We start from the raw sequence: 12,921 nt of genomic DNA on the forward strand, positions 1-12,921 counted from the left end.
GATTGCACGGCATACTCACGCCCAATCGCGCTCCGTTGGCCTATGCTGCTGACAGGCTGTCGTCAGTTCTCCTCATGAGGGATGTTCAATGTTCTACGTGCAACGTGATGCACAGGGTGAGCTGATTCGCGCCGAAGCGGTTGCCTTCGCCGAATCGACCGGCACCCTGCCCGCGGATCATCATGAGATCCAGGCCTGGTTTGCCAATGAAGAAGCGGAGCTGAGCCTCAAGCAGCTCAAGCACAGTGACTCGGAGATGATCCGGGTGCTGGAAGACTTGATTCAGGTGCTGATCCAAAAAGGCGTGATCAACCTCACGGACCTGCCGGTGGCTGCCCAAGCCAAGCTCAAGGACCGTAGCAACGCACGGGAATCACTGGGTGGCCTGAGCCACCTGATCAATGATGATGAGACCGGCCTGATCTGAGGCCGGCCACGGCCTCAGCGCCAGGGCGCCGGCTCGCCAAACAGCTGGCCCTGCACGCCAAAAATCCCCATCTCGCGAATCACCTGCAACTCACCTTCGGTTTCGACCCGCTCGGCAATCAGCGGCAAGTCGATGCTGTGGGCTGCGCGCTGGATGGCTTCGATAAACAGGCGCTTGTCGCTTTCCTGGTCGATGTCGCGGATGTAGCTGCCATCGATCTTCAGGTAGGCCAGGCCCAGGCGCGCCAGGTTGCCGATCATGCTGAAGCGCCCGCCAAAGCGTTGCAGGCTGAGGGAAAAATTCAGCTCCCGCAGGCGCTGGGTCAACTGCTCCAGCACGGCCTGTTCGGGCAGTTGCTCTTCACCGATTTCCAGGGTCAGGCGCGGGCCCAGGTTGGCATGTTGGCGCAATAGGTCGAACACGCGGTTCAGCGCTTGCGGGTCGGCCAGCGTGGCCGCAGACAGGTTCAGGGCCAACGACTGCTCATGGCTGGCCATCTGTTTGAGCACCAGTTCCAGCATCACCCGGTCCAGGCGCGCCGACCAGCCAAAGCGCTCAAGCCAAGGCAGGAAGCGCCCGGCAGGGATGGTATGACCCTGGTCGTCGACCAGCCGCGAGAGGACTTTGTAATGCAGGATCAGTTGCGGATCCTGAGTGGCCACTACCGGCTGGAAGTACAGCTCGAAGCGTTGTTGGGTCAGCGCCTGGTCCAGCAGGGTGTGCCAGGCATGGTGATCGTCGCCGACGCTGGCGGCCGCGCTGTGGTCCAGGCACACCCAGCTGACATCCCCCAGGGTCTCGGCCTGGGCCAGCGCCTGGTCGGCCAGGGTCAGCAGGGCTTGCGGCGAATCACCGTGATTGAAAGGCGCCAGGCCAATACAAGCGACCGGCGACACATCACTGGCGCCGGTGGCTTGCAGGCTTTGCAAGGTGCTTTCCAGGTTCTGCGCCAGCTGCAACGCCTCTTCACGCATCAGCCCCGGCGCCAGCACGGCGAATTCGCCACCGCGGATTCGGGTGACCAGGTTGTGGGTTTCCGGGTACGGCTCGCACTGGCGCAGCAGTTGCTCGCCAACCGCCTGCAGCAGTTGGTCGGTACGCTGGCCGCCGAGGCGCTGGTTGAGGCCGGCCAGGTCCTTGACCCGCAGCACCAGCAAGTAGCCTGAACTGGTCTCTTCGGGGTTGCTGACCCGCGCGTTGAGTTGCATCTCGAAATAGCGACGGTTGGCCAGGCCTGTGAGGTTGTCCTGATAGGACTCCACCCGCAGCTTTTCGCTGCGCTCGGCCTGTTCCTGGAATAGCGCCTTGAGCTTTTCCACCATCTGGTTCATCGCCTGCACCACGCGGCGCAGTTCCGGGGTGCGCGGCAGATCCGGCAGGCTCAGGAACTCGCGGCGGGCAATGGCGTGGGACTGCTTGACCATGTAGTCCAAAGGCTTGAGCTGGCGGCGCAGCAACAACGCGCCCAGCACCGCACTGACGGCGCCGCACAACAGCAGCCAGCCGAGGCTGCCCAGGGCGCTCTGCCACAGCTTGGCCAGGGCGAACATCGGATGGCTGACCACCTCGACCCGCGCCGCCTGCTCCCAGCCACGGCTGACCAGGGCGTCGCCACCGGCCGGCTCCAGGCCGATCATCTTGACGAACCAGTTGGGCACGCCGTTATTGTCGGGGATGCCGCTGCGCTCGACGATGACCTGGTCATTGGTCACGTCGATCACGCGGATGCTGGCGTAATAACCGCTGTCGAAGATCGAGCTGACCAGCAGCTCGACCATCGCCGGGTCGTCGATATTGGGCGTCAGGGACAGCGCCAGGGCGGTCGCCGCATCCTGCGCGTGGGAGCGCAACTGGTTCACGTATTGGGTACGCGAGCTTTCCAGGCTGACCATGAAGCTGCCGCTGAAAGCGACCACCAGGAACAGACAGATAGCGATCAACAGCTGTTTGAACAGTGACATCTGAACAGTTACTCCTAGTTGGCCGGCTCGGCTGGGAAGCCTTCCGCACGCATTTTTTTCAACACATCCTGCCAGCGCGACAGGCGCTTGGTGTCGCCGACCTTTTTGTTGCCCTTGGCGCCCGGCAGGTACAAACCTTCGGCGTTGAAGGAGTAGACCGGCAGCAAGTCGGTCCGTTGGCTGGCAGGCTGGATTTCGTCGATCAGGCTGTCGAGCACCAGCGGCATGGCCTCTGGCGTCGAATAATAGGTCAAGACCATATGGGCGCGATTCTGCCGCAATGCCTTGACGTAGGTAATGCGCAATTTGTCGCTGGAGACACCCAGGTGCCGTAGGCTGAAATATTTGGCGATGGCATAGTCTTCACAGTCGCCGGCGCCCTTCCACAGGGCTTCGATGGGCGTTTCCCAGTAATCGACCTGGTTCCACAGGTCGATGTCTTCGACATAGAGCACCCGTTTGTTGAAGAACAGGTTGACCACCTTGAGCTGCTCCAGCTCGCTGCCTTGTTTTTGCGTGGCCAGCAGCCGCTGCCAGTCATCGATACGCTGCTGGCCCGCGCCCAGTGGCCCATAGAGCGTGGTGGCACGCCGGCTGATCTGGGAGAAATCCCAATCGGCATGCAGCCCGCCAGGCAACAAGCCAGCCAGCAGCAGCACTGAAAACAACCAGCACAGGATCCGCGAGGGAGTAAAACGTACCGCCAATGGCTTCAGTCCGTAGAAAGAGACGGAGAATCAATCGATGGTGAAGGGTCGGTCGGCAAAAGACAATGGCACGGTGCAATCACTGAGCTTAAGCAATCGCGCCTTGTAAGACGCCAGCAAGCCATAATGTGCGATGAAAAACCGCGCTGTTGAGTCGCTTACAAAGGGAAACCTTGCCTGTTTGACAAGCCTGCATGCAATCTCTAGTGTTCTTTGGATCCAATTAGCCAAAACCCATTCCAACAAGAAAGGAGGATAGCGTAGTCGTGACGCACAAGCCGAACCCTTTGAGCAGCATCAAGATCAGTGGGCCCATTCCCGCTCACCTCGCCCGCTCCGTTATTGAAGAAACATTGCGCAACGCCATACTGGATGGCCGCCTGCCTTGCGGCACCGCCATGCGCCAGCAAGAGCTGGCCAGCCTGTTCGGAGTCAGCCGTATGCCGGTGCGCGAGGCCCTGCGCCAGCTGGAAGCCCAGTCGCTGCTGCATGTTGTCACCCATAAAGGCGCCGTGGTCGCCCCGCTGATTGAAGATAACTCGGCGGAAACCTACGCCCTGCGAATTCTCCTGGAGTCGGAGGCGCTGCGCTTGTCGATCCCATTGCTGGGCACAAGTGATATCGAGCAGGCGGGTGCCTTGATCGACACCCTTGAGCACGAAACCGACTACAACGAAATCGGCCGGCTCAACCGCCTGTTTCACATGGCATTGTATGGCAAGGCTCCCAACCAGCGGTTGTTGAGCCTGGTAGAGCACGGGCTGAATGAGGAGGAGCGGTTCCTGCGTTTCAACCTCGAAGCCATGGGGCTGGGCGAAACTTCCCAAGAGGACCATCGCGAGTTGCTCACCCTGGTCGCGCAGAAAAAGGTCGAGGAAAGTGTACTGACCCTGCGCAATCACCTCATGCGCGGGATGGAAGTGATCACTCACTACCTGAACGGCCTCGAGCAGGAGAACGACAAAGGGGCGCGTTGATTTCTCCCGGCTTTAGCCGCTACGTGCGCGACCTGGATTGCCAGGCGCCGCACACGTCCAAAGCCGGCCTCTGCTGCCGTCACCCCTTGGCCGCTCCGGCAACCGACTCGACATTGACCGTCAGGAAACATCCAGCATTGCAAATGCAAAAGCGGATTTAAGCCTGGTCATTAAGTCCAATAATTTAAAACCTGCAAACAAGAAGGAAAGTTCTCACATCGAACAGTAAGCTCGACTACGAAACATTCCTTCCTGCAAAAAAACCTTATACAACTCTTAAAGTATTTGAATACTTAACCAAGTGATTATCCTTTAATTGGTCTTGGCACTTCAGTCGAAAGCGTAGGCACAGGCTTAGGCACGACTGTGGACGACAAACTATCCAATAAGTCTAAGTTGCTTTGTCACTACTTGTTGCTTGCCGGATAACCAAGCCAGCCGTGTCATTCCCATGACTGCGCGACGCAACACTTACCTGTAATGCACACTTGGTTCTAAACAACCTTTTTATTTGAGTCGGCATAACGACTTATAGGCATTAACCATGTTTCAACTCCAAGAACTACTCAGACAAAAAAAACTGCAACTACATGAACATCCGATTTTCCTGGAAATCAACTCTTTCCCGCAGTTACAGCACTTTATGCAGAACCATATTTTCGCCGTCTGGGACTTCATGACCCTGACCAAACGCCTGCAACAGGACCTGACCTGCGTGCGCCTGCCCTGGCTCCCGCCGGCGGACCCGCAGGCCGCGCGGCTGATCAACGAAATTGTCCTCGACGAGGAATCGGACCTGCGCCTGGGCGACGGGCATAGCAGTCACTTCGAACTGTACCTGGAGGCAATGCGCGAGGTAGGGGCCTGCACCACCACCATCGAACGCTTCATCGCGTTGCAGCGAGAGGGTGCAAGCCTCGACAGTGCCTTGGCGCAGATCACGCTTGATCCTGCGGTAGAGCGCTTTGTGCGGCACACCCTGGACGTCGCCCTGAACGCCCCGACCCACTGTGTAGCCGCGACCTTCCTGCATGGCCGGGAAAGCGTCATCCCGGCGATGTTCAAGCGCATCCTGCAGGGCAGCGACGTCGCCCACCGGCAGGCCCCCAGCTTGTGCTACTACCTCCAGCGCCACATCGAGCTGGACGCTGAGGGCCATGAGCCGGCCGCAGAGCGCCTGCTCCGACGCCTGACACTGGCGGACCCGGTGCTCGAACAACAGGCCTGGAACGCCGCCCTCAGCGCCGTAGAGAGCCGCATTGCCTTGTGGGACGGCCTGCGCCAGCACGCAGGCCGCCAGGAGGTGAGCCTGTGAACGCCCTCGACTATCGCTCGTTCGCGGCCGACTGGGAGCATCAGGCGACTATCCGCACTCGCCCGCGACGCCTGCTGGAAGATGACGACAAGTTGATCTACCCCCTGTGTCGCCAACCGCTGGTACTCAGTGCGGGTTTTCTCGAGCACTGCCCGCAGTGGCGCGATTTTGTGCTGGTGCAGACGCTCTACAAATTCCTCAACGACGTGGTGATCTTTGAGACCGAGATCGTCGATAGAACCGCACGGAGCATCGCCAAGAATCGTTTTTCAATCCCCTTCCCTACCGCGTGCCGCTACGACGCCATGACCGTGGTGGTCGATGAGGATTATCACGCCCTCGTTGCCCTGGACTTCATGCAGCAAACGCAGGAAAAGACAGGTATTGCGCCGCTGCCGCTACCGGCCGCCATCGAGTTGAGCCGTGCCATCCCCATCGCTCAGGCCCAGGCACCGGCGCATCTGCATGATGCGGTGGAGCTGGTGTGCGTGGCGATTGCCGAGAACACGGTCACCCATGACGTGGCGGCGTTTGCCAAGGATGACAGCGTCAAGCAGTCGGTCCGGGGCCTGATGGCCGACCACCTGGCTGACGAGGGCCGCCACGCCAGCTTCTGGACCTGCCTGGTAAGGCTCTACTGGCAAACGGCAAGCGAAGAGGATCGCGACGGCATCGCCCGAACCCTGCCGGTGTTCCTGCAACACTATTTGACCAATGACCTGCAAAGGGACTTCGACCGACTGTTGATCGAACATCTGGATGTGCCGGCGCGCACTCGCCAGGCGCTGCGGGTCGAGGTACAGACCCCGGCCTTTCCCATCACCCGCCAGCACCCGCTGATCGGCAACATCATGGGGTTCCTGCGCCGCAGCGGGTTGCTGCAAACCTCGTGTGTCGCCCATGCGTTGAGTGCCTACCTGCCGGCAGCCGGGGGCCAGTCATGAGACGCCTTGGGATTAGCCTGGTCGGTAGCAGTGCGGCCTTGTATGAGCTGGGGCAGGCACTGCAACCCTATGGGCATGACCTTGCCGCGCAGGCGCCGGCAATCGACTTGCTGATTGAAGATGGCACCCAGCCCCTCGCCCAGGAACTGGCCGGCGTGACCATGATGAGCCTGCGCCTGTGCATCGGCCCGATGAGTGAGTGTGGCCTGCCAGCCCTGCAAATACGCTGCTATGACCGCACACGCCAGCTGCTGGCCGCGCTGGACCTGACACCGCCAGCCTGTGGCAACGGCCAACGACTGCGACGCCAGGCAGTGACGCGCCTGGTCGAGTGGGTCGCGCTGCAGGTCAGCGGCTTTTCGCGCAACCCCGGGCACTTCACACAACGTGCTAGCGCCGCCACGTTTGCCGAGCAGAGCCTGCAAGGCCTGGAAGGACTGGCCTACCTGCATCGCCTCAACCGGACCGCTGACCCGGTGCTCCTGCAAAAAGCCCGGACGCCGCTGATCAAACAGTTGGAGCAGAGCTTGCGGGTCTTCGCCGATCGGCCGGCCCTGGAGATTGCCGGGCTTAGCCTGAGCTATCGACAGCTGTTGCGACACAGCCTGGCCATCCGGCAGGTTCTACAACCCTTGCTCGGGCCGGGGCCGGCGCCCGTGGTCGGGATCTGCCTGGGCAAGTCGATCGAGTTGTACGCCAGCATTCTGGCGACCCTGGGTTGCGGCGCGGTGTATCTGCCGCTCGAGCCGGGCCACCCGCTGCCGCGCCAACGAGCCATGCTGGAAAACGCCGGGGCCGTGGTGTTGCTCGATGATGGCCAACATCCCTTGCGCAAGCATTTCATGGCGGTGGACGTCAGCCGCATGGACAGCCAGCACGTGGACGACAATTGCCCCTTGGCGCTCACCTCGCCCACGGCTGATAGCGCCAGCATGGTGCTTTACACCTCGGGCACTACCGGCCAGCCCAAGGGGGTGTTGCTCAGCCAGCAAAACCTGGCGCATTTTTCGGCGTGGTACAGCCAGCATGTCGAACTCAGCGAGCACAGCCGTGTACTGCAATTTTCGTCCGTGAGTTTCGACTCTTCGCTGGTCGATCTCTTTCCAGCCCTGAACCAGGGCGCGACCCTGATTGTTCCCAGTGAAGAACAGCGTCGTGACCCACTCCAGTTGGTTGAACTGATCCAGCAACAGCGCGTCACCCATGCCTTCCTGCCGCCGGCGCTGTTGAGCCTGCTGCCAATGGACCGACCGTTGGGCCTGCAACACCTGCTGACCGGCGGTGATATCTGTGAGCCCCATGTCATCCGGCAGATGGCCGGGCAATGCGCCTTGCACAACCTCTATGGCCCGACGGAAGCCACAGTACTGGTCAGCAGCCGTCGGATGCAGGCTGACGACAGCAACCTCAACCTCGGAATACCCATCGCCAACAGCCAGGTGCTGATCCTCGACGAGCAGCGCCAGCCGGTCGAGGACCAGGTAGTTGGCGAGGTGTATATCGTCGGCCCCGGGGTGAGCCTTGGGTATCTGAACCAGCCACGCCAGACCGCCGAGCACTTTGTGCGCCTTGGGCTGCCTGACGGCCAGGCCTTGCACGCGTACCGCACGGGCGACATGGCGAAATGGACGGCCGAGGGTATCGCGCTGGTCGGGCGCCAGGACCAGCAGGTGAAGATCCGTGGTTTTCGGGTCGAGCCCCAAGAGATCGAGCAGTGCTTGCGCGCCAGCCAGCTGTTTCGCCAGGTCGCGGTGGTGATTGACCGTGATCGACGGGTCCTGGCGTTTGTGGCACAGCCTGATCCCAATGGTTCGGGCGCAGCCCTGGCCGCGCTCAAGCAACATGCCAGGCAAATGCTGCCGGACTATATGCAGCCGACCGTGTGCACAGAGCTGACGAGCCTGCCCTCTGGCAGCAATGGCAAGGTTGACCGCCAGGCCTTGCTGGCGCTGACGGTTCAAGCCGTCTCGGAAAACCCTCAACGCCACCCCCAAACACCGCTGGAAGGGCAATTGCTGGGCCTGTGGAGTGAACTGCTGGGGTTGCCGGTCGACGAGATGTCGACTGACGACAGCTTTTTCCATCTCGGCGGTCACTCCATTCTGCTTTCAACCATGCTCCTGCGGATTCGCGAGTTGTACGGGCGCAGCCTGCCCCTCAACCGGTTTATCGAAGCGCCAACGGTGCAGACCCTCGCCGCGTTGATGAGCGACAGCCTGCCAGGTGCTGCCCCCAGCGACCGGGCGATCAGCGACGCGCTACGCGCCCTGGACATAAGCCTGTTGCCAGGAGCGCGCGCGGGCAATCGCCACAAGGCGATCGTGACCGGCGCCAACAGCTTTTTGGGTGTGCACATCGTCGAAGCCTTGCTGATGGCCGGAGCGACAGAAGTCGCCTGCCTGGTGCGCGAAAACCCAGGGCAATCAGCCGCTACACGGTTTGCCGAGGCGTTGCGTGAATACCGCCTGGAACACCTGGACCTGAGCCGCGTGCGGGTGTACGCCACCGACCTGCGCCGACCTCGCCTGGGGCTTGAGGCCCATGTCTATGAACACCTCGCCCGCCAGTACGGGGTGCTGATACACAGCGCGGCCCACGTCAATCACGTCATGGACTACGCATCGCTGGCCAAGGACAACGTGGAACCGGTGCTTGAGTGCCTGCGACTGTGCGAAACCCACTGTAAGAAGGTGCTCAATTTTGTCTCCACATTATCCGCGTCAAGCAGCGTCGGAGCCGACGGGCAGGTGCTTGAAGCGCCTGCGGCAAGCACCCCGCCGCTCTACATCAAGAACGGCTACAACCTTTCCAAATGGGTGGCTGAACGCCTCTTGGGGCGCGCTGCGGGGCAAGGCGCCTGGATCAACATCTATCGCCCCGGGAACATCAGTTTCAATAGCCGCAACGGCGTCTGCCAACCACACAAAAACCGCCTGATGCTGATGCTCAAGGGCTCGCTGCAGCTGGGCCGGGTGCCACGCCTGGGCTTGAACTTCGACCTGATGCCGGTGGATTTCCTGGCGCAGTTCATTGCCTTCCACAGTGGCAACTGCGTTGCCGAGCGCAGCGTGTTCAACCTGCACAATCCGCAGCCACTGCGGTGGGAAACCTACGTGGAGTCGTTCCGCCAGGCAGGTCATGCGTTCGAATTGGTAAGCGTGGCGGATTGGCAACACCAGCTAGGTGAAGTGGGTCGCGAGAATGCCCTGTTTGGCGTGCTCGGGTTTTACCTCAATGGGCTGGGAGAAGACATTGGCGATATCTCGATGATTCGCCACGAGAACGCACGCTATGGCGTCGAGCAGATGGGCATGCAATACCCCGAAAAAGCACCCGCGCTGTTACGCAGAGGGTGCCAGTACCTCAATGCCATCGGCTTTCTGTGACACCGCCACCAGGGAAAAAATTATGAGACAGCTGCAACCCGATACGTTGATCCAAAACCCCGTGGGCAGGCCTGTGGTGTCATCTGTGGCGATTGCCTGCAGCGCCGTCAACCTGTGGGGGGTCGTGGGTCGCTTCGCAGGCTTTGACGCGTTCATCCCTGCCCTGGCAAGTATCACGATGATCGGCAGCGGTGTGGGATCGCTGCGCAAGAAATGCTTCCACGACGGCAATGTGGTCGTGGAACAGCTCAATAGCCACGATGCGCAGGCGATGCACATGACCTGGACGACGATCTATAACACCTTGGGCGTGGCCCGGCTGTGGGCCGCAATGAGCGTTGAGTCGCAGGGGGAGAACCAGGCGCGGGCGACCTGGACCATCATCGCCGAACCCGTTGATGCCAGCGACAAAGAGGGATTTGAACAATTCATCCAGGCCTTCGCCGACAGTGCACTGGATAACGTGCGCCAACTGCTTGGCTGAAAAAAATGGCGCAGTGCATTGCTGCACTGCGCCACATTGACTGGCAGGGTGATCAGATCTTGAAACTGTCGACCAGTTGCTTCAGGCGATTGGCTTGTTGTGACAGCGCGTCACAGTCTTTCAAGGTCTCGTTGAGGTTGGCCACACCTTGTTGGTTCAGCAGGTTGATCTGGTTGATATCAACATTGAGCGTCTCCACCACAGCGGTCTGCTCCTCGGTGGCAGCGGCCACCGACTGGTTCATGCCGTCGATCTCGACGATACGCTGGGTCACGCTGATCAAGCGTTCACCGGCCTGGTTGGCAACCTCGACGCTTTCTTCGCTGGACACCTGGCTGGCATTCATCGTGGTCACGGCTTCGCGTGAGCCGATCTGCAACGAGGTGATCATCTTGTGGATCTCCTCTGCCGACTCCTGGGTACGGTGGGCCAGGTTGCGCACTTCGTCAGCCACCACGGCAAAACCACGGCCGGCTTCACCAGCACGGGCGGCTTCAATAGCGGCGTTGAGGGCCAGCAGGTTGGTTTGCTGGGAGATGCCTTTGATCACATCGAGGATATGGCCAATGTTGTCGGTACTGGCATTCAAGGTTTCGATCTGCGTGCAGGACAGGCTGATCTTCTGCGACAACTCGGACATCGCCAGGATGGTTTTCTCTACGACCTGGCGACCGTCATCGGCTTGCTCGCTGGCGCCACTGGCGTGTTGCGAGGCGTCAGCGGCGTTACGGGCGATTTCCTGGGTGGCGGCACCCAGTTCGTTAATGGCCGCGGCAACGCTGTTGGTACGGGCGCTCTGCTCGTCAGAACCGATGATCGAAGCGTTGGACGATGCCATCACGCGCTGGGAAAGATCGTGTACATGCCTGGTCGCCGAGGACACTTCGCTGATCGAGGCATGGATACGCTCGACAAACTGGTTGAACGCACCACCCAGCTCACCGAATTCATCTTTGCTTTCCACGACCAGGCGGCGGGTCAGGTCGCCCTCGCCCTGGGCAATGTCTTGCATGGCGCGACCCATGGTGGTCAGCGGGCGCATCAGCACCTGGATCAACAGGCTCAGCAATACGGCAATTGCAGTGACGGCAATGAACATTGCGATCAAGGCGGAGGTGCGGAACTTACTTAGGGGGGCGTAGGCTTTGTCTTTATCGATCGACAGCCCTATGTACCAGTCCGCACCAGGCAAGCCGCTGATCGGGGTGAAGGACAGGATGCGGTCCTGGCCATTGAGGACCACATCCTGGTTGATCTTCTCAATACGGACGGTGCTGCCCGGATAGATATCCTTGAGGTTTTTCATTACCTGTTCTTGGTCAGGACTGACAATCACCTGCCCATCGCCGCTGACCAGGAACGCGTGGCCAATCCCGCCGAAGTCCACCGAGTTGATGATCTTCACCAAGGTTTGCAGGCTCAAGTCGCCACCCACTACACCCAGCAGCTCACCATTTTTCTTGACCGGCATCGCGATGGTGACGATCAAACCACCGACGGCGGCCATATAAGGCGGGGTCAGCATGGGTTTGTCGGCAGCGACCGCTTGCTTGTACCAAGGGCGCTGACGCGGATCGTAGCCATCAGGCATTTTCGCGTCAGGACGCTGGGTGAAGACGCCGTTGGTGGAACCGACGTAGGTGAACTGGAAGTTCGAGGTGAACGCCGGTTGATCAACCAGGCCGGGGAGGTCGGCATTGCTGCCTTGGTGAGCAACGTTCTGCGCAAGGTTCTCCAGGACCAGCACCCGGCCACTGAGCCAGTTCTGCACACTGCTGGCAGTCAGGTCACCCGACTGCTGGATAGATGACTCCAGGTTTTGCCTGATGGTATTGCGCTGCAGGTAGTCGTTGTACAACGTAAACAGCGCGAAGGCCAAAACCACGACGCCTGACGCGGCCAACAGAATTTTATGACTGAACTTGAGATTCATTTCATCGACTTCTTTTTGCCAAAAGGGGGTGAGCGTGCCGAATGCAACGTTCCATGTACGGTATAGGCGGACTCTACGACCGCTCTATTTCGGTGCACGCATGGCTCATCAGGCTTTCGGCCAAGGCTGGATAAATCTTAGGAATTTGTGGGATACATCTTCTTTTTATGTAAGAAGCCGACAGGCGGTCAGAATTGGACACTTAGGTCCCCAGAACGACAAAACCCCCGTCTGCGCTAGCAGACGGGGGTTTCGGAATTCAATCTTGACGATGACCTACTCTCACATGGGGAAACCCCACACTACCATCGGCGATGCATCGTTTCACTGCTGAGTTCGGGATGGGATCAGGTGGTTCCAATGCTCTATGGTCGTCAAGAAATTCTGTGTACCAGAGCGTTGCGCTAGCAACGGTCCGGTGAAATTCATGGACTTCTACATAAACAAAACCCCTGTCTGCGTTAGCAAACAGGGGTTTTGGAATTTAATCTTGACGATGACCTACTCTCACATGGGGAAACCCCACACTACCATCGGCGATGCATCGTTTCACTGCTGAGTTCGGGATGGGATCAGGTGGTTCCAATGCTCTATGGTCGTCAAGAAATTCGGGTACTGAGTCGTGGCAAGTGCCTCGCTTCAGCAAATTGGGTATGTGATAGCTTTCGGTGTTTTGTGAGATTCGAACTTTCGGTTCATTTCGTCTTCACACACCGCAATCTGATGCTCTTTCGAGAAACAAATTGCTTGGGTGTTATATGGTCAAGCCTCACGGGCAATTAGTATT

General features: G+C 59.7%; 9 protein-coding genes and 2 rRNA genes. 6 read left to right on the forward strand and 5 right to left on the reverse strand.

The window, feature by feature from the left end; translation table 11 throughout:
• Nucleotides 1-88: 88 nt before the first annotated feature.
• Nucleotides 89-427, forward strand: coding sequence for a hypothetical protein (locus HBO19_RS20955; protein WP_029300706.1), 339 nt, complete (start codon nt 89-91; stop codon nt 425-427).
• Between the two features lie 14 nt (nt 428-441).
• Here the strand turns inward: HBO19_RS20955 and lapD are convergent, their stop codons facing one another.
• Both lapD and lapG read right to left on the reverse strand, forming a co-directional pair.
• Entirely contained in the window at nt 442-2,388 is a 1,947-nt protein-coding gene (lapD, locus tag HBO19_RS20960; protein ID WP_170058215.1) for a cyclic di-GMP receptor LapD, read from the reverse strand.
• Nucleotides 2,389-2,402: 14 nt separating this feature from the next.
• A complete protein-coding gene (lapG, locus tag HBO19_RS20965) occupies nt 2,403-3,095 on the reverse strand; it encodes a cysteine protease LapG (RefSeq protein WP_170058216.1) in 693 nt (230 codons plus the stop codon).
• Nucleotides 3,096-3,361: 266 nt separating this feature from the next.
• On the opposite strand from lapG, the gene HBO19_RS20970 reads away from it, so the two are divergent.
• The 5 genes from HBO19_RS20970 to HBO19_RS20990 all read left to right on the forward strand — a co-directional run bounded on the left by HBO19_RS20970 (nt 3,362) and on the right by HBO19_RS20990 (nt 10,201).
• A complete protein-coding gene (locus tag HBO19_RS20970) occupies nt 3,362-4,072 on the forward strand; it encodes a GntR family transcriptional regulator (protein ID WP_169957165.1) in 711 nt (236 codons plus the stop codon).
• A gap of 544 nt (nt 4,073-4,616) precedes the next feature.
• A complete protein-coding gene (locus tag HBO19_RS20975; protein WP_169957163.1) occupies nt 4,617-5,387 on the forward strand; it encodes a DUF3050 domain-containing protein in 771 nt (256 codons plus the stop codon).
• Nucleotides 5,384-6,331: a diiron oxygenase gene (locus HBO19_RS20980; protein ID WP_170058217.1), complete on the forward strand. Its 948-nt coding sequence runs from the start codon at nt 5,384-5,386 to the stop codon at nt 6,329-6,331. The genes HBO19_RS20975 and HBO19_RS20980 overlap by 4 nt, the downstream gene beginning before the upstream one ends.
• Nucleotides 6,328-9,717, forward strand: a complete 3,390-nt coding sequence (locus HBO19_RS20985; RefSeq protein WP_170058218.1) for an amino acid adenylation domain-containing protein — start codon at nt 6,328-6,330, stop codon at nt 9,715-9,717. The genes HBO19_RS20980 and HBO19_RS20985 overlap by 4 nt, the downstream gene beginning before the upstream one ends.
• Nucleotides 9,718-9,739: 22 nt before the next feature.
• Nucleotides 9,740-10,201: an SRPBCC family protein gene (locus HBO19_RS20990; RefSeq protein WP_170058219.1), complete on the forward strand. Its 462-nt coding sequence runs from the start codon at nt 9,740-9,742 to the stop codon at nt 10,199-10,201.
• Nucleotides 10,202-10,253: 52 nt separating this feature from the next.
• Here HBO19_RS20990 and HBO19_RS20995 read toward each other — a convergent pair whose 3' ends face one another.
• The 3 genes from HBO19_RS20995 to rrf (HBO19_RS21005) form a co-directional block, all read right to left on the reverse strand.
• Nucleotides 10,254-12,134, reverse strand: coding sequence for a methyl-accepting chemotaxis protein (locus HBO19_RS20995; protein WP_170058220.1), 1,881 nt, complete (start codon nt 12,132-12,134; stop codon nt 10,254-10,256).
• Between the two features lie 263 nt (nt 12,135-12,397).
• Nucleotides 12,398-12,513: ribosomal RNA gene (rrf, locus tag HBO19_RS21000) — 5S ribosomal RNA — on the reverse strand.
• 109 nt (nt 12,514-12,622) lie between these two features.
• A 5S ribosomal RNA gene (gene rrf / locus HBO19_RS21005) occupies nt 12,623-12,738 on the reverse strand.
• Between the last annotated feature and the right edge of the window lie 183 nt (nt 12,739-12,921).

It is taken from the genome of Pseudomonas sp. WS 5021 (genome assembly GCF_012985535.1).
Taxonomy (GTDB): Bacteria; Pseudomonadota; Gammaproteobacteria; order Pseudomonadales; family Pseudomonadaceae; genus Aquipseudomonas.